This is a genomic window from Methylobacterium sp. Ger2507 (genome assembly GCF_055231875.1).
On sequence record NZ_JBUYVC010000001.1, the window covers coordinates 4,460,565 to 4,483,178 of the forward strand.

Consider the following 22,614-nt stretch of genomic DNA (forward strand, 5'->3'; position numbering starts at 1 on the left):
GGGGTTCGCCATGATGAGATCCGAGGATCGCCTGCGGGGTGAGATCGACGCGCTCGGCCCGTGGTTCCACAACATGAATCTCGACGGCGTCTGGACCGCCCCGAACCATTTCCTCGGGGATTATCCGGCGCTCAAATGGCGCGGTTTCGCCGATGCTCTTCCGGCTGACCTGACGGGAAAGAGCGTTCTCGACATCGGCTGCAACGGCGGCTTCTACGCCATCGAGATGAAACGACGGGGCGCGGCGCGGGTGCTCGGCCTCGATTCCGATGCGCGCTACCTGGCGCAGGCCCGCTTCGCCGCCCGGGTGACGGGACAGGACATCACCTTCGCGCAAGGGTCGGTCTACGACGTCGGGGCGCTGGGCGAGCGCTTCGACGTCGTGCTGTTCATGGGCGTGCTCTACCACCTGCGGCACCCGCTCCTGGCGCTGGACCTCATCCGCGAGACCGTGGCGAAAGATCTGCTGGTGTTCCAGTCGATGCAGCGCGGCTCGCGCGAGGTGGTGCCCGTGGCCGGCGACTACGATTTCTTCGAACCCGCGCCCTTCGCCGAAGCCGGTTACCCGAAGCTGCACTTCATCGAGGAGCGCTACGCGGGCGATCCGACCAACTGGTGGGTGCCCAACCGCGCCTGCACCGAGGCCATGCTGCGGGCGAGCGGCTTTGCCATCGTGGGGCACCCGGAGGAGGAGGTCTATCTCTGCCGTTGCGCGGAGAAGGCCGAGCCCGGGGCGGTCTATCCGGCGCGCCCGGCACAGGAGATCCCAGCGTGATCGAAGCCGCGATGCTCTGGAACGAGCCCAACAACAAATCCCATTGGGACCCGGAGCTTGACCCCGAGTGGCGCCTGTTCGCCGAGATGGTGAGCGCCGCCGGCCATGCCATCCGGGCGGAAAACCCGAGCCTGCCGCGGGTGCTTGGCGGGATCTCTCCGATCGATCCGGGCTTCATCCGGCGCATGGAGCGGGCGGGCGCCCTCGATGCGGTGGATGCCGTGGCGGTGCACGGCTTTCCCCTCGATTGGAACCTCTGGCAGGTCCACGAATGGCCGGCCAAGATCGCCGAGATCCGGGCGGTGACGCACCTGCCGGTCTGGGTCTCGGAGGTGGGCATTTCGACCTTCGGCGCCGAGGAGGTGCAGCGCTGGGGCGTCGACCGGACGGCGGAGCTGCTGATCGGCCAGGCGCCGCGCATCCATTGGTACAGCCTCTACGATCTGCCGCGCGAATGGGAGGCCACCACCCGCCATCGGGAGGCCGAGGGCTCCTCCTACTACCGCCATTTCCACATGGGCTTGCTGCGCCAGGACGGCACGCCGAAGCTGGCCCTGGAGGCGTTCGCCCGGCATACCCCGGCGTTGGGGCTGTGCCAGTGGTTCCACTACGAGGACCACCGCTTGGACGAGGCGGTGGCCTGGATGAAGCGCCTCGGGGTGACCTACCTGCGCACCGGCCTGTCCTGGGCCGACAGCTTCCGCCCCAACGCCCTCGATTGGTTCGATCGGCAGATGCGGGCGCTGGAGGATTTCGACGTCACAGTGACGTTCTGCTTCACGCCGGAGCATCGCGGACTGGCGCCGCACCACACCAGTCCGCCCCAGGATCCCAACGAGTTCGCCGAATTCTGCGCCGCGATGGTGCGCCGCTATGCGCCGGGGCGGGTGAGCGCTGCCGTCCACCGGTGATCGTTTTCGGCAAGCGGGGCCGCGCCCAAGACCCGCGCGACCTCATCGCGGAGATCGCGGGCGGGCTCGGGGCGGCGCGAGACGCCGAGGGCCTGCGCCGGCACGAGGCCCTGGCGGCGGCTTTGATCGCGGCCGGGATGTTGCTGCAAGGCCTTGCGGATGCTGACCTTTCGGTACGCGGCACCGATGCCCCCTCCCCGGCCCAGGACGGCGCGACGGGGCTGATCCTGCGGCTGGCCGAGGCGGTCCTGGCCTCCTGGGCGGGCGGATTTTACTGCGACGTGCCGGATCTCGACGGGGCTCTGGCGGACCTCGCCGGGCTGGCCCTACCGCCGGAGATCGCCACGCGATGGGCCGAGGGCTTTGCGTTTTACGCAATCTATCCAGAGACTTACGGGATCGCCGCGCGGGCTGCGGGGCTCGCGCCGGACACGCTGGTGATCGGCCTGCGCAGCATCGGGGCGCCGCTCGCCGCCATGGTGGCGGCCGGGATCGGCAGCCGGCGCCTGCTCACGGTGCGGCCGGTGGGGCACCCGTTCCGGCGACACCTGGCCCTGTCGGAGGCGGTGGAGGCGACGATCCGGGCGGCCCGGAATGTGGCGGTGGTGGACGAGGGGCCGGGCCTGTCGGGCAGCTCCTTCGGGGCGGTGCTCGATGCGCTCGACCGCCTCGGGGTGGCGGAGGATCGGGTCACCCTGTTCCCGAGCCACGACGGAATGCCGGGGCCGCAGGCCTCGGAAGAGCACCGCCGGCTTTGGGCGCGGATAGCCCGCCGGACCCTGTCGTTCGACGCCTGGGCGGGTGCGCCGGAGCGGCCGGACCAGGCGCTCGGGGCCTGGGTCACCGACCTCGTGGGGGGTGAGGCGGCGCCCCTGGAGGACATGTCCGGCGGGAGCTGGCGCCGTCAATTCTGGGCCGATCCGGGCGAATGGCCGCCGGTGAATGCCTGGCAGGAACGACGCAAGTTCCTGATGCGACAGGGAAACACCACCTGGCATATCAAATTCGCCGGTCTCGGATTCGAGGCCCGGCGCAAGCACGCGGCGGCCCGGGCGCTCCAGGCGGCCGGGTTCATCCCGGAGGTGGCGGGCCTGCGCCACGGATTCCTGGTGGAGCGCTGGCACGGGGAGGCGGTGCCCCTGCGGGCGGACCAGGGGGAGGCCTGGATGGCCCGGATCGGCGACTATCTGGCGTTCCGGGCCACGGCGTTTCCGGCCCCGCCGGAGGCCGGGGCGGACCTGTCCACGCTGGTGGCGATGGCCCGGCACAATGCCGGGGAGGCCCTGGGCGCAGAGCGGGCGCGGGCTCTGGAGCGGTGGTCGGAGGCGCGGCTCGCGGCGCTGGAGCGGGGGGTGCGGCGGGTCGAGACCGACAACCGGATGCAGCCCTGGAAGTGGCTGACGCTGCCCGATGGGCGGCTCCTGAAGGCCGACGCGCTCGACCATGCGGCGGGGCACGACCTGATCGGGGCGCAGGATATCGCGTGGGATCTGGCCGCCGCGATCGTCGAGTTCGACCTGCCCAAACAGGCCGGCGTATACCTGCAGGGTCGCGTCGAGGTCACACGGAATCGACCCCTCGATCCGGCCCTGATCGATGTCATGCTGTGCTGTTATGTGGCATACCAGATAGGTGCGCTGACGCTGGCCGAGGGTGCCACCCGCGACCCCGCCGAGGCCGCCCGGCTGGGGCGGCGCCGCGCGGATTTCCGCCGCCGCCTGCACGATGCGCTTGACGCCTTTGGCGGCTGAACCTCCGGCGGTGCCAGCGATCCGGCCTCAGCGATTCGGCGGGATCGCGTAGGTGCCGGTCGCGTGGCAGACCAGGGGGGCGCCGTCCGGCCCGGTGATGTGGACCTCGCCGACCGCGAGGCGCCGGCCTAGCTTGAGCAGGCGGGCGGTGCCGAGCAGCCCGGTGGGGCCGGGCCTGCGCAGGAAGTTGAAGGTGAGGCTGGTGGTGACGGCGAGCGCCACCGGGCCGAGGCTGGCCAGGATCGCCGCATAGAGGGCGTAGTCGGCCAGCGCCATCATCGACGGACCGGAGACCGTGCCGCCGGGGCGGAGATGGCGGTCGTGGTGGTCCATCCGCATCCGGGCCAGGCCGGGGCCGACCTCCACGAGGTGATAGGTCCGGCCGCCGGCCTTCATCTGCGGGAAGGCCGAGTCGAGGAAGGCCACGGTCTCGGCGAGGGACAGGGCTTGCGGCAGCGCGTCCGGCGACGGAGCGGGCGAGGCGGCGGAGGCAGGTTCGGGCGAAGTGTGGGGCAAGGTGTCGGGCAAGGTTTCGACCCAGTGTTCGGACAGGCTTCACCTTGCAGCATGCTCCGGCATGCCCGACAAGATCAGGGATGAGCCCGAACCACGACGCCTACGACCCTGCCCTGATCCGCCGGGTGCTCGCCGAGACCCGCAGCATCGCCCTGGTGGGCGCCTCGGCCAATCCGGCCCGGCCGAGCCACCACGTCATGGAATTCCTGCTGGGGCGCGGCTACCGGGTGATCCCGGTCAATCCCGGGCTCGCGGGGCAGAGCCTGCTGGGCCAGCCCGTCATCGCCCGCCTCGCCGACCTGACCGAGCCCGTCGACATGGTCGAGATTTTTCGCAGTTCGGATGCGGCGGGTGGGGTGGTGGACGAGGCCCTGGCTTTGCCTTGGGTGCCACGGTTCATCTGGATGCAGATTGGGGTGCGGGATGATGCGGCGGCGAAGCGGGCTGAAGCGGCGGGGTGTGTTGTGGTGATGGATCGGTGCCCGAAGATTGAGGCAACGGCCGTATAAATGCGGTGGCGATCTAATTATTGTAATCTCGTAAACGCTACCTAGCACTCCATCAATCTCTAGTGAAAAAACTTATAGCTAGATACAATTATTTTATTTATGTTGCGAATGGAAAAGCATTGCGGTTATAAAGCAATCTACAGCTTTAACATTTTGGTGATCAGCTGCCATGCCGGTTATCCAATCAGATTTAAATAGGGAAACTGCTAAACTTGTCCCTGGACTTAGCAGATTTGCTATAATTCCTGCTGTCGATTTATATTTTCCCATGCCGGCACGTAGTGATTTTAGATACTTATCATCAAGAGGAAGGTTTTTGTCTATACTTTCAACAAATTTAGTCGAATATTCAGACAGCTCAGGATGATTAATGCCTGAGCAGCCAAGCAACAGAGTTTCCAGTGATCCAGAATTTTTATTATCTGGAAACAAGTATATACCTATTTTAGGGTTATTTCCATGAAGTTTTCCTAGTTCTTCAGGAACCTGAATCGGAAAATTTGGTATTCCTTCATTTGTAGCCGCAGCATTGAGCCCCTCAATTGCTTTACAAAGGTCTTCAAACCTTTTACTTGGGGCGTGATTGTCGATATCGGCAAATATCCCAATGCTGGAAAATGAATTCGGTCCGAGTAATTCCAATGCGTCACGAAGAGTAGAAATAAGTTTGCTATCACTTCCGGAAGTCACAAGTCCAACGGCCGAGCCTTTTTCATCAATATACACGTCGGGAAATCGCATAACACGATCTAATAACACCCCATCTGCTGGGAAACGGGTAGGAATTAGAGCCTTCCAGAATTCTGGGACCTCTTTGAGTATTTTTTTGTACTTAAAGCCTCTTTTTTTCAGCAGCATGCCAATAAAGCTCGCATCATGAGCGCCCTCGACAACTATCAAATGATTTGACATCATAATTACCGAATATCGAAGCCGCGTTCATGAACTAGACGATAGAGCATCCCGCCAGTATATCTCTTGACCGAATGAAAAGGATCTTTATTGATACTATACGCACTGAGATCATTGAGGGTTGAATCCGCGGTAATTTTCGAAATCGCATTTATCGCTTCCAAGCTATGTGTCGAAGAAAAAATTTGGACATTGTAATGTTCGGATGCGTCTCTTAACCATCTGTATACTCGATCGAGGGCTTTTGTGTGAAGAGCAGCTTCGATTTCGTCGATTAATAATATGCTATTTGTTGATTCCTGTAGAGCTAACGCAATAGACAGAGCGCGTCTTAGTCCATCGCCGAGTATAGAGAGAGGAAGTAGCATTCCAGATTGATATCGGATCGCAATTTTTGGAAAACGGCCATCTTCGCTTGTAACGATCTCTACGCCTGCTATTGTTGGATCAAGTTCTCTAAGAAGCCAATCGATTTCGGGGCGTTTATTTTTGATGCTTGCGGCTGTTAAGCGACGCAAACTAGTAGAAGAGTTGCGATGACTATACGGCGCAAGATATTGTATTGTCCTTGATTTTTGACGAGAATTTTCGATCGATCGAAGTCCAAGTTGTGACCATAAATCAAACTCATATGATTGTTTTTGAAATGTACCATCTTCTGTCGCAAAATCGGACCTTACATTTATATGCCAACCAGTATTTTCGACAGCGTCCTCCGTCTCGCTCGAGCGAAGATAAGGACCGACTTTCTTGAGGATTTCAGTTGGGATAAGGCCTCTCATTTCTTCACAGGTAGCGGTAAGTATACTAGTTGAATTTCTTGATGTGCCTTCTAGGACTATCTCTCCAGAATCCCCATGGCCCCATACATCTGCATTGATTATGGGAAACATCCAGCGGATGCCATCTACAATACTAGATTGATCTACAAACAATCCAGAAGGACGTACTTCCCTGTTTCGAGCAATAGCGGACCATTGGAATATGTCTGACGGACTTAAGAAGGCAGCAATAGACTCCAATACAGATGTTTTACCGCAGTTGTTGTTACCAACTAGCAGATTAAACTTACTAAGTTTATCCAGATGAATGTCTCTAACTCCTCGAAATGCTCCTATCCGGAACTCTTCGAGGTGGTTGAAAGACTTAAATCTTGATCGGACGGAATTATGATCTGATGACAAACTGAATCTCGGTTCTTAGGACATTGTTGCAACCAGTTGGTCGTAACCACTGTTTTTCTTTGACTTAAATCTGATTGTTTTTTCGTTCGTAGCGAAAATAGGGTATATTGCTAAGTTTGGAAAGCTGAGATTGTACCCGCTTCGATAGCACCACCTATCTACCAACGTGTGATTTTAACCAGTTCACCGCACAGAAATTTGTGCAACTCAGACGGAGAAATCAAGTCTTTAAATAAATTCGTTCAGATTCTGCCATTCTTTGTTTCCTCCATCAACGCCACAGCCACAAAGCTAATCCCCGCCGCCACGGCCAAATACAGTCCCACCCAACCCACACCACCCCATTCCGACAGCCGCTGCGCCAGATACGGCGCGGCGGAGGCGCCGAGAATGCCGGCGAGGTTGTAGGTCACGGAGGCGCCAGTGTAGCGCACGCGGGTCGGGAAGAGTTCGGGCAGCAGGGCGCCCATGGGGCCGAACAGCCAGCCCATGGCGAACAGGCCGAGGCACAGGAAGCCCAGGACGAGGCCGCCCTGGCCGCTGCCGAGCATCGGGCCCATCAGCAGGCCGAGGCTGGCGGTGAAGACGAGGCCGGAGAGCAGGACGGGGCGACGACCGTAGCGGTCGGCGGCCCAGCCCGAGAGCGGGATGCCGAGGCCCATGAACAGCACGGCGACGCATTCGAACAGCAGGAAGGTCGGCCGGGTGAAGCCGAGGGTCGAGACGCCGTAGCTCAAGGCGAACACGGTGGAGAGGTAGAACACCGCGTAGCAGGCCACCATCGCGAAGGTGCCGAGCAGGGTGGCGCGGATGTATTTGGTGAAGATCACCGCCAGCGGCACGCGCTCGGGGGCCGCCTTCTCCAGGGCGGCCTTGAACACCGGGGTCTCGGTGAGTTTCAGCCGGACATAGAGCCCGACGCCGACCAGCACGGCGCTGGCCAGGAACGGGATGCGCCAGCCCCAGGCCTGGAAGTCGGCCGGGCTCAGGGCCAGGGCGAGGCCGAGGAAGCCCAGATTGGCGGTGATGAAGCCGACCGGCGCCCCGAGCTGCGGGAAGATGCCATAGAGCGCGCGCCGGCCCGGCGGGGCGTTCTCCACCGCCAGCAGGGCCGCGCCGCCCCACTCGCCGCCGAAGCCCACGCCCTGGCCGAAGCGCAGGACGCAGAGCAGGAAGGGCGCCCACCATCCGGCGGTGGCATAGGAGGGCAGGCAGCCGATCAGCACCGTCGACAGGCCCATGATCATCAGGGAGGCCACCAGCGTGGCCTTGCGCCCGACCCGATCGCCGAAATGCCCGAAGAACGCGGCGCCGAGGGGGCGCGCGATGAAGGCGATCGAGAAGGTGGCGAAGGCCGCGAGCGTCTGCACCGCCGGATCGCCGGGCGGGAAGAAGATCGGCCCGATCACCAGCGCGGCGGCGGTGGCATAGACGTAGAAGTCGTAGAACTCGATCGCGGTGCCGACGAAGCTGGCGATGAGGATGCGGGCGGCCGGAACGGTGTCGCTGGGCATGGTCGGGCGGCTGGCGGGCTGGCGGAGGGCTGTGTGGCGGGGGGCTGTGTGGCTCATGCGCGCGGCCTTAGCGCACGCGCGACCGGCAGGATAGCGCTGGTGTGTGGGTTGGGGCGTCCCCCTCCCCCTTGTGGGGAGGGGGTAGGGGTGGGGGTGGCTCCGCCAGCCTCCGCCGCACGAGGGTCGCCCAACCACCCCCATCCTCGATCCCTCCCCACGAGGGGGAGGGAAGGCGCCCGCCCCCGCCTTGACCCCCTCCCCCGTCCGGCATAAAGAACCAACGTTCGTTTCAGCGGATTGCGGCCTCTTCCGCCGGCTTCTGGCGGGGCGTAGAAGACACGCATGTGCGGGCCGGCGGGCCCGGGAGGATTTTGCGATGACCGATCGTCTGCCCGGCTTCAACACGCGCGCCATCCATGCCGGCGCGGCGCCCGATCCGACCACGGGCGCGCGGGCGACGCCGATCTACCAGACCGCCTCGTTCGTGTTCGACGATGCCGAGCACGCCGCCTCGCTGTTCGGGCTCGAGGCCTTCGGCAACATCTATTCGCGCATCACCAACCCGACCAACGCGGTGCTGGAGGAGCGCGTCGCGGCGCTGGAGGGCGGCACCGCCGCGGTGGCGGTGGCCTCGGGCCACGCGGCCGAGTTCCTGGTGATGCACGCCCTGATGCAGCCGGGCGACGAGTTCATCGCGGCCGACCGGCTCTACGGCGGCTCGATCAACCAGTTCAACCATTCCTACAAGAACTTCGGCTGGAATGTGGTCTGGGCCCAGACCGACGATCCGTCGTCGTTCGAGCGCGCGATCACGCCCCGCACCAAGGCGATCTTCTGCGAGTCCATCGCCAATCCGGGTGGCGTGATCACCGACATCGCGGCGTTGTCCGAGATCGCCCGGCGCCACAACATCCCGCTCATCGTCGACAACACGATGGCGAGCCCCTACCTGATCCGCCCCTTCGAGCACGGGGCCGACATCGTCGTGCACTCGGCGACCAAGTTCCTCGGCGGCCACGGCAATTCCATCGGCGGCCTCGTGGTCGACGGCGGCACCTTCCCGTGGGCGGGCGATGCGCGCTTCCCCATGCTGTCGGCCCCGCGCCCGGAATATGCCGACAAGGTGCTGGCCGAGACCTTCGGCAACTTCGCCTTCGCCATCGCCATCCGGGTGCTCGGCCTGCGCGACCTCGGGCCGGCCCTGTCGCCGTTCAACGCCTTCCTGCTGCTCGCCGGCATCGAGACCCTGCCGCTGCGGATGCAGCGCCATTGCGACAACGCGCTGGCCGTCGCCACCTTCCTGCAGGGCCACCCGGCGGTGGACTGGGTCAGCTATCCGGGGCTGGAGACCGACCGCTACCACCAGCTCGCCCGGCGCTACACGCCGAACGGGGCCGGGGCGGTGTTCACCCTCGGGCTCAAGGGCGGCTACGAGGCCGGCGTCAAGCTGGTCTCCGGCCTGACCCTGTTCTCGCATCTGGCCAATATCGGCGACACCCGCTCGCTGATCATCCACCCGGCCTCGACCACCCACCGCCAGCTCACCGATCCGCAGCGGATCGCCGCCGGGGCCGGGCCGGAGGTGGTGCGCCTGTCGGTCGGCCTCGAAGATCCACAGGATTTGATCGCGGATCTCGACGCGGCCCTGACGGCTTGAGCGGCGGCCGTGTTAACGCATCCTTTACCACGCGCGGTGGACCCTGGTCCGGCGACCCTCGGAGGCGATGATGTCGGCCTGGGCCACTGTGGACTCGATCAACGACGGATTGGCGTTCCTCGCCATCCTGGCCGGGCTGGTGTCGCTGGCGATCGCCTTCGCGCCGGAGTTGCCCGGTCGCCGCGTCACCGCGCCGGCGAAACGGATGCGCGACACCACCCGTTATTGACGGCACTGCCGGCGGGGAATAGGCCCCGACCGTCCCCGTATCGCGAGAACGTCCGGCCGCCGATGACGCAACCCCAGCCAGACCTCCCCGTCGTGCTCCTCGTCGAAGATGACGGCCTGCTCCTGATGGAAGCCGCCGACACCCTCGCGGATGCCGGGTTCGAGGTGCTGGAAGCAAGCCACGCCGACAACGCCCTCACGGTGCTGGAGACGCGCAGCGACGTCGACGTGCTGATGACCGATGTCGACATGCCGCGCGGCTCGATGGACGGCTTCGCGCTCGCCCGCCTCGTGGCCCATCGCTGGCCCACCATCCCCGTCCTCGTCGTCTCCGGCATGGGCACGCCCGGCCCGAACGACATGCCCGACGGGGCGCGCTTCATCCCGAAGCCCTACGAGCCCTCGACCCTGGTCCGGACCCTGCGCGCCTTCACCCACCGCGCCGCCTGACCGCTCACCGCGCCCTTCACAGACGGGAGGCCCCGATGGCCACCGAGACCCAGACCCACCGCTTCGCGACCCAGGCCATCCATGCCGGCGCCGCGCCCGACCCCGCCACCGGCGCGCGGGTCCAGCCGATCTACTTCACCAACGGCTTCGTCTTCGAGGACACCCAGCAGGCGGCGGACATCTTCGCCCTGCGCCGCACCGGGTTCTCGTATTCGCGCGGCTCGAACCCCACCGTCGCCGCCCTGGAGCGCCGCGTCGCCGCCCTGGAGGGCGCCAAGGCCGCCGTGGCGGTGGCGTCGGGCCAGTCGGCCGTGCTGATGGTGCTGATGACCCTGATGAAGAGCGGCGAGGCCTATGTCGCCTCCTCGCGCCTGTTCGGCGGCTCCCTCGGCCTGATGAATCGCCTCGACGCGCGCTACGACCTCAAGCCCCAGTTCACCAAAGGGCTGACCCCGGCCGATTTCGAGGCGCAGATCACCCCGGAGACCCGGGCGATCGTGTGCGAGTCGATCGTCAATCCGTGCGCGACCGTGATGGATCTGGCCGGGATCGCCGAGGTGGCGCACCGGCACGGGCTGCCGCTCGTCGTCGACAACACCCTGGCGTCGCCGGCCCTGATCCGGCCGATCGAGCACGGCGCCGACATCGTCATCCACTCGACCTCGAAGTTCCTCGGCGGCTCGGGCCAGACCATCGGCGGGGTGATCTGCGATGCCGGCCGCTTCGACTGGGCGGCGGTGCCCGGACGCTACAACCTCATGAGCGAGCCCTGGGCCGATTACGACGACCTCGTGCTCACGGAGCGCTTCCCGGATTTCGCCTTCGCGTCGGCCTGCCGCGTCTTCGGGATGCGCGAACTCGGCCCCGGCCTGTCGCCGATGAACGCCTTCCTGACCCTGACCGGCATCGAGACCCTACCGCTGCGGATGGAGCGGCACTGTTCCAATGCCCGGGCGGTGGCGGCCTTCCTCAAGGACCACCCGGCGGTAGCCTGGGTGAGCTACCCGGCCCTGCCCGGCCAGGCGGGCGAGGCCATGGCGGCCCGCTATGTGCCGCAGGGTCCGGGCTCGATCTTCACCGTGGCGCTGAAGGGCGGCGAGCCGGCGGCGGTCACGTTCATCATGAGCCTGAAGCTGATCTCGCACCTCGTGAACATCGGCGAGATCAAATCCCTGGCGATCCACCCGGCGACCACAACCCACCGCCAGCTCGACCCCGCCGACAAGGCCGCCGCCATGGTCGGCCCGGAGACGGTGCGCCTGTCGATCGGCCTCGAAAACGTCGAGGACCTGATCGCCGACGTGGAGCAGGCCCTCGCTCAGCTCGGCTGAGGCCGCTCCCTTCGCCACGACCGTCAGCGCGCTACGTCGCGCTGACGCCGATGACGCCGCCCTCCATCAGGGAGAAGCGGATGCCGAAGCGGCGCAGGGTCGCCACGGCCTTGTGGCGGGACTGCAGCGCGATCCCGTCGATGTTCTCCTCCATGCGCTTGACGGTGGAGAGCGACAGGCCGGCGGCCTCGGCGAACTGGGTCATCGACCAGTCCAGCAGGGCACGGGCGGCGCGCAGATGACGTCCGTCGATGGCCTGCTCGAGACCTTCGAGAAATTGATCGGCGACCGGCGACATGGTCGAGCCCATCGGGCGGGTGACGCCGGCCCATTCCCGGACATCCCCGCCCTCAGAACGGACCGGGACGATGAAGCTCTCGAAGCGGCCGCGGTTGTTGCCGGCAAGGCGCAAGAGAGCGACCGACCGGTAGGCCTTCCCGGCCTCCAGCAATACTCCGTTCTCGACCCGCATACGCTCCCGGTCCTCGTCCACGATGGCCACGAACGCATCGGTCGCGATGTCACTCATCGGAATGCCGGTCATTTCCGACGATTCTTCCTGCGATGAGAACCGATTGGTCTCATGGCTGGAGAAGGTCAGAATGCGCTTTTCCAGAAACAGCGCCCGCCGATGCCGTTTCTCGGTCAAACGCGCCTGTTGCAGGATCGCCTGATCCGTCACGTCCAGCACGACCCCGGCCGCGCCACGGGGACGTCCGTCCACTCCCAGATAGATCTCGGTCCGAGCCGACAGCATGCGGACGGTTTTGTCCGGTCGGAGGATGCGGAGAGTCTGCTGGCCGAGCGTCACGCCGTGCCTCAGGTCGGCGCCGGTCTGCACCCTGTGGCGGTCCTGGGGATGGATCAGGCCGACCAGACGATCGTAGCTCGGCCGGGTACTCTGGGCGTCGAGGCCGAGCACGTGGAACAGGCCCGGCGACCAGACGTGCTGGTGGTCGACGAAACGCCAACCCCAGGTTCCGGTCATACCCTGGCTCTCGATCAGGGTGAGGAAATACCGGGATGAGAATCCGAGGTCGTCGACGTCCATGCGTTTCGGGCCAAAAACCAACAAAAGCTAGTTTCGACCTATAGTGACGATTTCGGTCCGGGATCAACACGCGGTAACACAAGTTTACGTCAGTCAATCGAGAGTTGCATGAACGAACTCAAGCATCTTTCGGTCAGGACGAACTATCCATAGCAAGGTGGGCAGGCCGACACCCAGGCGAGCCGGCGTCGATGACGCTCATTTCAATCCGGACGCTGAGTTTGCCGAACCGGACGCTGAGTTTGCCGGGCCGGACGCTGATTTTGCGTCTCGCGAGGTTCGGCCGACCGAGCACTTCATGTCGCGCTGACGCCGATGACGCCGCCGTCCATGAGGGAGAAGCGGATGCCGAACCGGCGCAGGGTTTCCATGGCCCGGTGTCGGGATTGGCTCGCGATCCTGTCGACGTTCTCCTCCATGCGCTTGACGGTGGAGAGCGACAGGCCGGCAGCCTGGGCGAGATCGGTCATCGACCAATCCAGAAGCGCGCGGGCGGCGCGCAGATGGCGCCCGTCGATGGCCTGCTCAAGGCCCTCGCGAAGCCGGTCGTCGGCCAGGGGTGTGTGCGATCCGATGGGGCGGGTCAGGCTGCTCCAGTCCACCACCACGCCGGCCGCATCGCGGATCGGAACGGTGAACACCTCGAAGCGCCCGCGATCATCGCCGGCCAGGTACAGGACGGGTTTCGTCACATGCACCAGCCCTGAGCGCTGGCCCTCGATGCTCAGCCCGCGCCAATGCTCGCGCTCCTCGCGAACCACCGACTGGAAGGCATCTGCCGAGATGTCCTGGAGCGGCAGGCCGGTCAGCTCGGAGGCTTCCTGGGGCATCGAGAACGCGTAGTCCGGATCGTTGGAGAAGGTCAGTGTCCGCGTCTGCCGGAACAGGGCTCGCCTGCGCTGCTGCTCGATGATGCGGGCCTCGCGCAGCCGCTCCTGATCCGTCACGTCCAGCACGACGCCGGCCGCGCCGCGCGGACGTCCGTCCGCCCCGAGGTAGATCTCGGTCCGGGCCGATACGACACGGATTGCGTTGTCCGGACGGAGGATGCGGAGGGTTTGCTGGCCGAGCGTCACGCCGTGGATCAGGTCGAATCCGGTCTGCATCCTCTCGCGATCCTCGGGATGGATCAGGCCGACCAGACGATCGTAGCTCGGCCGGGTGCTCTGGGCGTCGAGGCCGACGACGCGGAACAGGCCCGGCGACCAGATGTGCTGGTTGTCGGCAAAGCGCCAGCCCCAGGTGCCGGTGACCCCCTGGCTCTCGATCAGGTTCAGAAACTGTCCAGATGAAAATTCGAGATCGTCGACGTTCATTGGTGTCCGACCGAAGGAAAACAACAAATGATATTTAAATTGTATAATGTCAAATCGAACAAAGCATATTCGCGTATGATGCAACTTTAAGTCGGTTATCGGGCGTACGAAACATGTAAATCAGACCGGATGGCGGTCGGTGCCGAACTATTCGCGCGACGCGGTCGGCGTTGAACCCATGGCGAAGTGGTGCCGATGTTCGTCAGAGCCTGACGCTGTTCTTGCCCCGGGCGCATAACGTCCACCGGGCCGCCGCAGGGGCCGGCCCGACACGGTGCCGGCGCCGACCGCCCTGGAGCATGCCGGGCACCTGATCGCCGATGGAATGCAGGCCCCGGCGCGACGCGGCCGAGGGGCTTATCCCAGGCAGGGTGCCCCGGCCGACGGAGCGCGTCAGGTCGCGCTGACCCCGATGACGCCGCCCTCCATTAGGGAGAAGCGGATGCCGAAGCGGCGCAGGGTCGCCACCGCCTTGTGGCGGGACGCCGGCGCGGCGCCGTCGACATTCTCCTCCATGCGCTTGACCGTCGACAGCGACAGGCCGGCAGCCTGGGCGAGGTCGGTCATCGACCAATCGAGCAGGGCACGGGCGGCGCGCATGTGGCGCCCGTCGATAGCCTGTTCGAGCCCCTCCAGAAGCAGTTCGGTGGCCGGAGAGGCCTTCGAGCCCATCGGCCGGGTGATGCCGGCCCATTCTCGGATCGCTCCGCCCGCATCGCGGATCGGGACGATGAACGCTTCGAACAAGGCCCGATCGTGCCGGGCGATGCGCATGTGGGGCGTCACCCGGAAGGCCCTTCCCGCCGCCAGTGCCTCGGCATTCTCAGCCCGCGCATGCTCCCGCTCATCCGCCACGATCGTCACGAACGCGTCGGCTGCGATTTCGTCCGATGAGAGGCCGGTCAGTTCCGAGGCTTCCTCCTGACAGGTGAACAGATGGGACTGGTCGCTGAAGAACGTCAGGATACGCTGGTCGTCGTACCAGGCGCGGCGGCGGCGCTGCTCGGCCATGCGCGCCTCCCTCAGGATTTCCTGATGCGTCACGTCCAGCACGACCCCGGCCGCCCCGCGTGGGCGCCCGTCCGGGGTGAGAGAGATCTCGATCCGGGACGACAGCACACGGATCGCGCCGTCCGGTCGGCGGATGCGGAGTGTCTGAGGGCCGAGCGTCACGCCATGGAGCAGGTCGACACCGGTCTCCACCGTGTCCCGGTCCTGGGGATCGATCAGGCTGACCAGGCGATCGTAGCTCGGCCGGATGGTCTGCGGGTCGAGGCCGAGGACGCGGAACAGGCCCGGCGACCAGACGTGCCGGTTTTCGGCAAATTGCCAACTCCAGCTGCCGTTGACCCCCTGGCTCTCGATCAGATCTAAAAAATAACGAGAGGAAAATTCCAGATTTTCGACGTACATTTGAATTGCGCCGGGAAACTCGACAATGATACTTGCCTCTATATTATCATTTGTCGTTCAAGATCAATAGAGGTGAATACAACCTGGGGTTGATGATCCGTTCGTGGAAGCGCGTATCATGACTTGGTTTCTGAATTCTTGAGCGACTTGGTGGGTCAGCCCCTTCGCTCTTGGACGGTTCGGGGCGCCCTGGCCGACGATCCGATCAGGCGATTTGGCGCACGATTCCCGCTTCCTCGTCGCCGCGCCGGTCCGGGCGGTTGCGCAGGAAACCCGGGACGCGGTTTGCCGCCATCGGCTTGGCGTGGAGGTAGCCCTGCACGAAGGTGCAGCCGTGGTCGCGCAGGAAGCCAGCCTGCTCCGCCGTCTCGACCCCCTCGGCGGTGATGTCGAGCCCAAGGCTTCGGCCGAGTTGCAGCACGGCGGCGACGATGGCGGCATCGTTGGTGTTGCGTCCCAGGTCTTGGATGAAGCTGCGGTCGATCTTGATCTCGTCGACCGGGAACTGCTTGAGGTGGGTGAGCGAGGCGTAGCCGGTGCCGAAATCGTCGAGCGCCACGCGGATGCCGGCCGCGTGCAATTCCGACAGGACGCTGCTGACCCGGTCCACGTGGCTGCCGAGCAGGACGGTCTCGGTGACCTCGACCCCGACCCGCGCGCGCGGGAGGCCGGCGCCGTCGACGTCGTCGAGGAAGCCCCGGGTCAGATCGCCGTGCGCGAACTGCACCGAGGCGAGGTTGAGGAAGACCCGGCCCGGCTCGAGTCCGAGGCCGATCCAATGCAGGATGTCGGCGATGATCTGCCGGCGCAGGGCGTCGCTCGCCGCGATGCCGATCTCGCCGTCGTCGAACACGGCCGAGAAGTCCCGGGGCTTGAGCAACCCGCGGGTCGGGTGCTGCCAGCGCGCCAGAGCCTCGAAGCCGATCACGGCCCCGGACAGCATGTCGATCTTCGGCTGGTAATGGGCCACGAGTCCGCCGCCCATCTCCAGGGCCGCGCGCATCTCGCGGGTCACCGTCACCCGGTCCTCGATGCTGGCCCGCAGGGCCGGCGCGAACAGGGTGGCGCGGTTGCGCCCCGAGGCCTTGGCTGCGTAGAGCGCGAGATCGGCATTGGTGAACAGGTCCGCCGGGTTGCGCGCGTGCTCCGGATAGAGCGCGAGGCCGAGGCTCGCCCGGAGCGAGACGACCCGCCCGCCGATCGGCATCGTGGGACGCAGGGCGTCGAGGATGCGCGCCGCGACGTCGTGGATGCGGCTCCGGCCGGACCCGTCGGTTCCGCAGGAGAGGATGACGAATTCGTCGCCGCCGAGCCGGGCCACGAGATCGTCGGGGCCGATCACCTGACACAGCCGCCGGGCCACCTCCTTGAGCAGGGCGTCGCCGGAATCATGCCCGAGGGTGTCGTTGATCTCCTTGAACGCGTCGAGGTCGAGGAGGATGAGCCCGACCTGCGCGTCCTCGGAGGCGGCGCGCGCCAGGGCGGTGTCGAGCGTCGCCTGGAACAGGGCCCGGTTGGCGAGGCCGGTCAGCACGTCGTGGTTGGCGGCGAGGCGGATCTGCGCCTCGGCGGCCTTGCGGCTGGTGATGTCGACGAGGCTGGAGACGTGGCAGACGATCCCGTCCACCTGCAGCGTCTCGACCGACAGGAGCACGTCGCGACGCTCGCCCGTGAGGACCTCGATGCTGGTCTCCCGGTCCCGGATCACCGCCTGGCGGCCCAGGATCTCCTGCACCTGATGGTGATCCGCCTGGGAGAGGAAATGCCGGGTCCCGTAATTGGTCAGAACGTCACCGGCGCCGATCTCGAAAAATCGGAATCCGGCATCGTTGGTGCTGACGAGTCGTCCGGTGGCGGCGTTCGACATGACGATCGGCACCGGGACCGCCCGGAACATCGCCTCGAACAGCTCGCGGCTCTCCGCGAGTTCGCCGCTCACCTTGCGCTCGGCTCCGGCCGCAGCCCATTCGAGCCGCCTCAGGCGGTTCGAGCGCGCGACGAACAGCAGGATCGTCAGGATCGCCAGGCTGACCTCGATCGTCATGCCGATGCCCGCGGCGGGCGCGGATCGCGGCATCAGGTATCCCGCCAGCAGGACGATGCCGGAGAAGCTGCCGGCGATGGCCGTCCAGGCGAAGCTCAGCGGCAGCAGGAGCATGAAGGCGGAGGGAACCAGAAGGGTCGCCAGGACGGCGTTGTCCGTCCGCGACCCGCAGAGGCAGCCGATGGCCACGCTCACCAGCACCTGCCACAGGATGAGGAGCTGCTGCAGCCGGGCGAACGTCCGGATATGCGGCAGGGCGACGAGCCCGCCCAGGGTCGCCAACAGGATGGTAAGGCGTGCCACCAGCATCTCGCCGAGACCGTCCTGACCGCTGATGAAGCTCGCATCGTTGGCAAACAGCAGCACGTTCACCGCGATGCAGGTCAGGAAGATCACCCACGTGTGCCGCAGCGTCTCCGGCAGGCGCTCCGCCTGGAACGCCGCTTCGCGGGAGGCGGAGGCGAACTCGCCGCCGAACGTGGTGAGACGATGAAGAGGCATGGGGCTGTAGGCTGCCATGCAAATATAGCGACGCCGTTAAGATCGCCTGTTCTTGGATGTGTTGCCGTCAGTTTGTCTTGCGAGTCATGAGGGCGCGCAAAGCGCCGCGCATCGTCCGCACATCCTGCTCGGTCATGGCCATGCGGTGGAGCATGTCGCGCATGTTCCGGGCGATGATGTCCCGCTTCTCGGGCGGATAGAACCCGGCCCGGGCCAAGCCCTCCTCCAGGGACGCGAACAGGGAGGCCATCGCCTCGCGGGTGGCGGGCGGCGACAGCATCTCCCCGGTGAAGGGCAGCGCCGACAGGCCGGCGGCCCTGCGCCACTCGTAGCCCATCAGCAGGACGCCCTGGGCGAGGTTCAGCGACGAGAAGCGCGCGTCGACCGGGAAGGTCACGATGGCGTCGGCGAGCGAGACCTCGTCGTTGTCGAGGCCCGCACGCTCGCGCCCGAACAGGATGCCGACGCGCTGGCCGGTGCGCCCCGCCACGTCGCGCATGGCCTCGTCCGGGGCGTAGACCCGCTTCATCTGCCCGCGCTCGCGGGCGGTGGTGGCCAGCACGTAGTGCAGATCGGCGATCGCCTCGCCGAGAGTGGCGTGAACGGAGGCGCCGTCGAGGATGTGGGTGGCGCCGGAGGCCGCCTCGCGCACGCCCTTCTTGGGCCAGCCGTTCTTGGGCGCCACCAGACGAAGCTCCGACAAGCCGAAATTCGCCATGGCGCGCGCGGTCATGCCGATGTTCTCGGCGAGCTGCGGCTGGACCAGGATGACGACCGGGCCGGCGGGCGGGTTCGGGTCTGGTTGGGTCGAGTCTGGTTGGGTCGAGGCTGGTTGGGTCATGGCGTCGGCAGCGGGTGGGGCGGCGGGCATCCGCGCCCTGTCGCACGAGCCGGGCGCGACGGCAAAGCGCCGCCGGCCCGGCCGGGCGTGGTCCGTCTCAGATCTTTCCGTCGAGACCCATCTGATAATACTTGTGGATGATCTTGTCCTGGTTCTCCAGCAGCCAGTCGATCGAGGGCTCGTTGGTCATCGCCTTGCGGATCGCCTCGGTCATGCCCCGGCGCTGGATGTCGAACAAAGCCTTGTGATCGACGGTCTCGGCCTCGATCACGCCGGGGCTGAGCCAGACCGAGCAGATGATGCCGAGGTCGTTGGCCTTCTCCTTGGGGATGTAGCCGGCCCGCACCGCGTCGAGCACGCCGTTGGCGATGGCGAACTGCACCGTGCCCATCAGGATCGAGGTGTACTTGCTCTCGGTGACGCTGACCTTGGAGACGCACAGCGTCACCGGCCGCACCATGATGTCGGTGTTGAGGAGGGCGAAGACGCGGCTGTGGCCGACGACCTGATCGCCCGTCAGGGTGGCGAGCGCGGTGCCCACCGGACCGTCGAGTTCGCCGATGATGACTTCGGGCTCGGAGGCGGTGTTCGGCGGGCCGCCGGCGACCAGGGCCTCGCCGGCCCGGAGGATGATGCGTTCGCTCATGGTGATCTCGTCGCTGATGGTGGCGGACAGGGGTCGCGGGCGGTTCGAAAGGCGCCCGGCGACCGTCGGATCGGCAGATTCCGGTTGTTGCGGGCAATGTCCAGCCCTGGCCCAGCCCTGGCCCGGCCGTGGTCCGGGCTTGATCCAGGCATGAACCAGGATTGCGGGCGCATACGGGAGATCGGGCCGGCCTTGGCCGATGACCGCGACCTTCGACGACCGGCGTAATGCGACCTTAAGGCTTGGCGCGCATTGCTGGTCTAGACGGATTCGGACTGCGGATAGTCGGAGTGAATTCAAAGGAGCCCGCTGGTCTCACAATGACGGCACGGATTATAGACCCGGATCGACAGACTACTGGCGCCGCAACGACCGTCCTGCCGTTCGCAACGCGGTGCAAGAGACGGTTGTACGGATTTCGACGCTCCGCCAGCGGCGCGACAGCAGTCGAGTTCGCCATGGTCATGCCGTTGTTCATGCTCGTCTTCGTCGAAATCCTTCAATGCGGCCTGTATATCTTCTGTTATGCGGCCGTGGAGAAGGCGACGGCCGATGCGAGCCGTGCCGTCATGCTCGGCGCGCTGACGCAGGGCGCGTCCACCGCCAACGGGTTCCGCAAGACGGTCTTCTGCACCAAGCTGATTGCCGGGCTGTCGTGCGACCGGATCATCACCAGCCTTCAGACCACGACCCTGACCGGCTCCGGCGGCGGATTTGCCGCCTTCATCAACCCGGAGGAGACCGGCCTCGTCCCGGTGGTGATGGACAAGGATCGGACGCCGTATTGCCCCGGCGCGCCGGGGACCTACGGCTACATCCAGGTCTTCTATCCGGTGCCGGTGTTCAGCTTTCTCTGGCTCGGCCTCAATCTCGGCACGGACTCGACTTTCGGGAAGGTCTCCTACGCGCGGGCGGCGATCGCCTTCCGCAACGAGCCCTTCACCACGCGCAACGTCCAGGTCCCATGCTGAGGCAGCCATGAGCCTTCGACGCTGCAGCCTTCGACTCCGCAGCCTGCGACTCTGCATGAGCCTGCGACGTCTCACGAGCCGCCGGACCCTCAAGCGGTTCCGCGCCGACCGGCGTGGGATCGCGATCGTCGAGTTCGCCCTGATCGTTCCAGTGATGATCATCCTGTCGGCGGTAACCTTCGACCTGGTCCGCTACATCATCATGATGCGCAAGGTGGAGCTGGCCGCCAGCACCCTGGCGGATCTCGTCGCCCGCAACGACACCGGCAGCATCACCCAGACCGAAATCCTGGCGATCTCGCGCGCCCAGCTCGTGATGTTCCCGGAGGCCATGAAGGCGGCCAGGGAGCAGAACGTCTCGGTCTGGACCCTGCTGAAATGGTCGCTGTCCGGCGTCCAGTTCCGGACCCTCCCCCTCGGCTGCACCACGACCTGCACCTTCGTCCCCCGTGTCACCTGGACGTCGGGTCAGGGGCGCTCCTGCACCGACGTTCTGGTCGCGGCCCCCAACACCGCGGGGCCGAGCCCGGCGACGCTCCCGAACGACACCTTCGGGCCGGGGTTCCTCGTCGTGGCCGATGTCGTGTTCGACTACAAGCCGCTGATCGCCCAATCCGTGGTCGGCTCCGTCCGCATCGCCAAATCCTTCTACCTCTCGCCGCGCTACGTCGCCGGGATCGCCTTCGACCCGAGCGGCGGCACGACGACCGCCCGTGCCTGCCCTGCGTCGTGAGGCCCTCCCGATGATCGCCGCTCCCCTCTCCCGATTCACGCGTTGCCTGCGTCGCCTGCGCGCCGATCGCGGCGGCAACGTCGTCCTGATCTTCGCCCTCAGCCTGGTGCCGCTGATCGGCATAACGGGCCTCGGGCTCGATTACATGCGCGGCGTCAACTACCGGACCCATTTCGACCGCGCGGCGGACGCCGCCACCATCACCGCCATCGCGACGGCGCGGGACTACATTTCGCAGAATCCGAAGGGCGAAGATGACCCGACGCAATCGGCCCTGGCGCTGGCGAAGGCGCGCGGGCTCGCCGCTTTCCGGGTCAATGCCGGGCCGATGCTCACGAGCCTGCCGCTCATCCCGGACCTGACGGTGACCCGCACCGGCGGCGTCATCACGGCTCAGGTGACCTACGGCTCGAGTTTCCTGTCGCCGTTCAGCAAGGTCCTGGGCGATATGGCGTCGGTCGCGGTCGCGGGAAAATCCGTCTCCAGCCTGACCCTCAGCAGCTACGTCGATTTCTACCTGCTGCTCGATACGTCCGGCTCGATGGGCTTTCCGACCTCGCCCGTCGCGCAGACCGAGTTCGGCAAGCTCAACCCCGATATGAATTTTGGATACCCCAACAACTGCTCCTTCGCCTGCCATTTTCCGGGCTACGAGGGCTTCGCTCTGTCGAAGAAGTACAATGTCGAGCTTCGCATCGCGACGGTGAGCAACGCGGTCCAGGGATTGATTGCCAAGGCTAAGAGCAACCTGACCCTGAACAATCAGTTCCGCATCGGCCTGTACCCGTTCGTGAGCAAGCTCGAAACCGCTGCCGGCGTGACCTCCGACCTGGATTCACTGACCAAGGTCAATCTCGAGAATTACATGGATATTGGCGTCGCGTCGGTTCCGCGCGGGAGCGGCGGGACGCATTACGAGAACGTTTTTCCGGTGGTCAATCGCATGATCACCAGTGTGGGCGACGGCCTGAGCGCCAAGCGGGCGCTACCCTACGTGTTCGTGGTGACGGACGGGATGAACAACAACCAGTATTACAACGCGCCCAAATTTACGTATTCGCAGGCGGGACTGCTCGATCCGTCCCTGTGCAAGCCTTTGAAGGACCGGGGCATCACCATCTCGATTCTCCACATCCCGTATGTGCCGATCGCGAAGCCGGATCATCCGTACGAGCCCGTTCGGGTCGAAAATCACATCGTGAACAACCTGATCCCGGGGGTGCCCGGAGCACTGCAAAAATGCGCGTCGCCGGGCTACTTTCGTACTGCGAGTTCGGCCACCGAGATCCAGGAGGCGCTGAACGCGATGTTCGATCAGGCCACCAAGATCGCGCGCCTCGTCGCCGCTCCCTGACAGGGC

Annotated in this window: 21 protein-coding genes; 11 read left to right on the forward strand and 10 right to left on the reverse strand. The window is 65.2% G+C overall.

Annotated elements, in window-relative coordinates:
- Positions 1–10 precede the first annotated feature (10 nt).
- The 3 genes from ACV7NL_RS20685 to ACV7NL_RS20695 are packed head-to-tail and all read left to right on the forward strand — an operon-like array spanning position 11 to position 3,437.
- The gene (locus ACV7NL_RS20685; protein ID WP_056184614.1) at positions 11–775 is read left to right on the forward strand and encodes a TIGR04290 family methyltransferase; all 765 of its coding nucleotides are present in this window, start codon (positions 11–13) and stop codon (positions 773–775) included.
- A complete protein-coding gene (locus ACV7NL_RS20690; protein WP_056481852.1) occupies positions 772–1,686 on the forward strand; it encodes a glycoside hydrolase 5 family protein in 915 nt (304 codons plus the stop codon). Before ACV7NL_RS20685 ends, ACV7NL_RS20690 begins: the two co-directional genes overlap by 4 nt.
- Positions 1,683–3,437 carry a hypothetical protein gene (locus ACV7NL_RS20695; protein ID WP_463356747.1) on the forward strand — a complete coding sequence of 585 codons (1,755 nt, stop codon included), beginning with the start codon at positions 1,683–1,685 and terminating at the stop codon, positions 3,435–3,437. The genes ACV7NL_RS20690 and ACV7NL_RS20695 overlap by 4 nt, the downstream gene beginning before the upstream one ends.
- Positions 3,438–3,464: 27 nt before the next feature.
- Here ACV7NL_RS20695 and ACV7NL_RS20700 read toward each other — a convergent pair whose 3' ends face one another.
- The gene (locus tag ACV7NL_RS20700; RefSeq protein WP_463357181.1) at positions 3,465–3,833 is read right to left on the reverse strand and encodes a PaaI family thioesterase; all 369 of its coding nucleotides are present in this window, start codon (positions 3,831–3,833) and stop codon (positions 3,465–3,467) included.
- Positions 3,834–4,033: 200 nt separating this feature from the next.
- Between ACV7NL_RS20700 and ACV7NL_RS20705 the strand changes: the two genes are divergently transcribed.
- Entirely contained in the window at positions 4,034–4,462 is a 429-nt protein-coding gene (locus ACV7NL_RS20705; RefSeq protein ID WP_463356748.1) for a CoA-binding protein, read from the forward strand.
- A gap of 93 nt (positions 4,463–4,555) precedes the next feature.
- On the opposite strand, the gene ACV7NL_RS20710 is transcribed toward ACV7NL_RS20705, so the two are convergent.
- The 3 genes from ACV7NL_RS20710 to ACV7NL_RS20720 form a co-directional block, all read right to left on the reverse strand.
- Positions 4,556–5,377 carry a DUF3226 domain-containing protein gene (locus ACV7NL_RS20710; RefSeq protein ID WP_463356749.1) on the reverse strand — a complete coding sequence of 274 codons (822 nt, stop codon included), beginning with the start codon at positions 5,375–5,377 and terminating at the stop codon, positions 4,556–4,558.
- Positions 5,378–5,379: 2 nt separating this feature from the next.
- The gene (locus ACV7NL_RS20715) at positions 5,380–6,558 is read right to left on the reverse strand and encodes an AAA family ATPase (protein WP_463356750.1); all 1,179 of its coding nucleotides are present in this window, start codon (positions 6,556–6,558) and stop codon (positions 5,380–5,382) included.
- A 242-nt stretch (positions 6,559–6,800) separates the two neighbouring features.
- Positions 6,801–8,072: an MFS transporter gene (locus ACV7NL_RS20720; protein WP_463357182.1), complete on the reverse strand. Its 1,272-nt coding sequence runs from the start codon at positions 8,070–8,072 to the stop codon at positions 6,801–6,803.
- Between the two features lie 376 nt (positions 8,073–8,448).
- Between ACV7NL_RS20720 and ACV7NL_RS20725 the strand changes: the two genes are divergently transcribed.
- The 4 genes from ACV7NL_RS20725 to ACV7NL_RS20740 all read left to right on the forward strand — a co-directional run bounded on the left by ACV7NL_RS20725 (position 8,449) and on the right by ACV7NL_RS20740 (position 11,738).
- Entirely contained in the window at positions 8,449–9,729 is a 1,281-nt protein-coding gene (locus ACV7NL_RS20725) for an O-acetylhomoserine aminocarboxypropyltransferase (protein ID WP_056481844.1), read from the forward strand.
- 67 nt (positions 9,730–9,796) lie between these two features.
- On the forward strand, positions 9,797–9,958 hold the full coding sequence (locus ACV7NL_RS20730) for a hypothetical protein (RefSeq protein WP_156376018.1): 162 nt from the start codon (positions 9,797–9,799) through the stop codon (positions 9,956–9,958).
- 62 nt (positions 9,959–10,020) lie between these two features.
- Positions 10,021–10,407, forward strand: coding sequence for a response regulator (locus ACV7NL_RS20735; RefSeq protein WP_056481841.1), 387 nt, complete (start codon positions 10,021–10,023; stop codon positions 10,405–10,407).
- 35 nt (positions 10,408–10,442) lie between these two features.
- Positions 10,443–11,738: an O-acetylhomoserine aminocarboxypropyltransferase/cysteine synthase family protein gene (locus ACV7NL_RS20740; RefSeq protein ID WP_056190125.1), complete on the forward strand. Its 1,296-nt coding sequence runs from the start codon at positions 10,443–10,445 to the stop codon at positions 11,736–11,738.
- A gap of 31 nt (positions 11,739–11,769) precedes the next feature.
- On the opposite strand, the gene ACV7NL_RS20745 is transcribed toward ACV7NL_RS20740, so the two are convergent.
- The 6 genes from ACV7NL_RS20745 to ACV7NL_RS20770 form a co-directional block, all read right to left on the reverse strand.
- Complete coding sequence (locus tag ACV7NL_RS20745) at positions 11,770–12,789, reverse strand: PAS domain-containing protein (RefSeq protein ID WP_056481835.1); 1,020 nt, start codon at positions 12,787–12,789, stop codon at positions 11,770–11,772.
- Between the two features lie 296 nt (positions 12,790–13,085).
- Positions 13,086–14,105, reverse strand: a complete 1,020-nt coding sequence (locus ACV7NL_RS20750; protein WP_463356751.1) for a PAS domain-containing protein — start codon at positions 14,103–14,105, stop codon at positions 13,086–13,088.
- Positions 14,106–14,498: 393 nt separating this feature from the next.
- A complete protein-coding gene (locus ACV7NL_RS20755; protein ID WP_463356752.1) occupies positions 14,499–15,518 on the reverse strand; it encodes a PAS domain-containing protein in 1,020 nt (339 codons plus the stop codon).
- Positions 15,519–15,723: 205 nt separating this feature from the next.
- The gene (locus tag ACV7NL_RS20760) at positions 15,724–18,063 is read right to left on the reverse strand and encodes a putative bifunctional diguanylate cyclase/phosphodiesterase (protein WP_463356753.1); all 2,340 of its coding nucleotides are present in this window, start codon (positions 18,061–18,063) and stop codon (positions 15,724–15,726) included.
- A gap of 67 nt (positions 18,064–18,130) precedes the next feature.
- Entirely contained in the window at positions 18,131–18,904 is a 774-nt protein-coding gene (locus ACV7NL_RS20765) for an RNA methyltransferase (RefSeq protein WP_463357183.1), read from the reverse strand.
- A gap of 97 nt (positions 18,905–19,001) precedes the next feature.
- Positions 19,002–19,550 carry a formaldehyde-activating enzyme gene (locus tag ACV7NL_RS20770; protein ID WP_055952093.1) on the reverse strand — a complete coding sequence of 183 codons (549 nt, stop codon included), beginning with the start codon at positions 19,548–19,550 and terminating at the stop codon, positions 19,002–19,004.
- Positions 19,551–19,870: 320 nt separating this feature from the next.
- On the opposite strand from ACV7NL_RS20770, the gene ACV7NL_RS20775 reads away from it, so the two are divergent.
- From ACV7NL_RS20775 to ACV7NL_RS20785, 3 genes are read left to right on the forward strand one after another with little or no spacing between them, the layout of a single operon-like run.
- Positions 19,871–20,521 carry a TadE/TadG family type IV pilus assembly protein gene (locus ACV7NL_RS20775; RefSeq protein ID WP_463357184.1) on the forward strand — a complete coding sequence of 217 codons (651 nt, stop codon included), beginning with the start codon at positions 19,871–19,873 and terminating at the stop codon, positions 20,519–20,521.
- A 55-nt stretch (positions 20,522–20,576) separates the two neighbouring features.
- Positions 20,577–21,254, forward strand: a complete 678-nt coding sequence (locus ACV7NL_RS20780; protein ID WP_463356754.1) for a TadE/TadG family type IV pilus assembly protein — start codon at positions 20,577–20,579, stop codon at positions 21,252–21,254.
- Positions 21,255–21,264: 10 nt separating this feature from the next.
- The gene (locus ACV7NL_RS20785; RefSeq protein ID WP_463356755.1) at positions 21,265–22,608 is read left to right on the forward strand and encodes a TadE/TadG family type IV pilus assembly protein; all 1,344 of its coding nucleotides are present in this window, start codon (positions 21,265–21,267) and stop codon (positions 22,606–22,608) included.
- Positions 22,609–22,614 lie beyond the last annotated feature (6 nt).

What these genes read in the sequence shown, in the direction of transcription:
- ACV7NL_RS20685 (WP_056184614.1), top strand. Translation starts at nt 11, where the DNA reads ATGATGAGATCCGAGGATCGCCTGCGGGGTGAGATCGACGCGCTCGGC.
- ACV7NL_RS20700 (WP_463357181.1), bottom strand. Translation starts at nt 3,833, where the DNA reads ATGAAGGCCGGCGGCCGGACCTATCACCTCGTGGAGGTCGGCCCCGGC.
- ACV7NL_RS20705 (WP_463356748.1), top strand. Translation starts at nt 4,034, where the DNA reads ATGAGCCCGAACCACGACGCCTACGACCCTGCCCTGATCCGCCGGGTG.
- ACV7NL_RS20710 (WP_463356749.1), bottom strand. Translation starts at nt 5,377, where the DNA reads ATGATGTCAAATCATTTGATAGTTGTCGAGGGCGCTCATGATGCGAGC.
- ACV7NL_RS20720 (WP_463357182.1), bottom strand. Translation starts at nt 8,072, where the DNA reads ATGCCCAGCGACACCGTTCCGGCCGCCCGCATCCTCATCGCCAGCTTC.
- ACV7NL_RS20725 (WP_056481844.1), top strand. Translation starts at nt 8,449, where the DNA reads ATGACCGATCGTCTGCCCGGCTTCAACACGCGCGCCATCCATGCCGGC.
- ACV7NL_RS20730 (WP_156376018.1), top strand. Translation starts at nt 9,797, where the DNA reads ATGATGTCGGCCTGGGCCACTGTGGACTCGATCAACGACGGATTGGCG.
- ACV7NL_RS20735 (WP_056481841.1), top strand. Translation starts at nt 10,021, where the DNA reads ATGACGCAACCCCAGCCAGACCTCCCCGTCGTGCTCCTCGTCGAAGAT.
- ACV7NL_RS20740 (WP_056190125.1), top strand. Translation starts at nt 10,443, where the DNA reads ATGGCCACCGAGACCCAGACCCACCGCTTCGCGACCCAGGCCATCCAT.
- ACV7NL_RS20745 (WP_056481835.1), bottom strand. Translation starts at nt 12,789, where the DNA reads ATGGACGTCGACGACCTCGGATTCTCATCCCGGTATTTCCTCACCCTG.
- ACV7NL_RS20750 (WP_463356751.1), bottom strand. Translation starts at nt 14,105, where the DNA reads ATGAACGTCGACGATCTCGAATTTTCATCTGGACAGTTTCTGAACCTG.
- ACV7NL_RS20755 (WP_463356752.1), bottom strand. Translation starts at nt 15,518, where the DNA reads ATGTACGTCGAAAATCTGGAATTTTCCTCTCGTTATTTTTTAGATCTG.
- ACV7NL_RS20760 (WP_463356753.1), bottom strand. Translation starts at nt 18,063, where the DNA reads ATGCCTCTTCATCGTCTCACCACGTTCGGCGGCGAGTTCGCCTCCGCC.
- ACV7NL_RS20765 (WP_463357183.1), bottom strand. Translation starts at nt 18,904, where the DNA reads ATGACCCAACCAGCCTCGACCCAACCAGACTCGACCCAACCAGACCCG.
- ACV7NL_RS20770 (WP_055952093.1), bottom strand. Translation starts at nt 19,550, where the DNA reads ATGAGCGAACGCATCATCCTCCGGGCCGGCGAGGCCCTGGTCGCCGGC.
- ACV7NL_RS20775 (WP_463357184.1), top strand. Translation starts at nt 19,871, where the DNA reads ATGACGGCACGGATTATAGACCCGGATCGACAGACTACTGGCGCCGCA.
- ACV7NL_RS20780 (WP_463356754.1), top strand. Translation starts at nt 20,577, where the DNA reads ATGAGCCTGCGACGTCTCACGAGCCGCCGGACCCTCAAGCGGTTCCGC.
- ACV7NL_RS20785 (WP_463356755.1), top strand. Translation starts at nt 21,265, where the DNA reads ATGATCGCCGCTCCCCTCTCCCGATTCACGCGTTGCCTGCGTCGCCTG.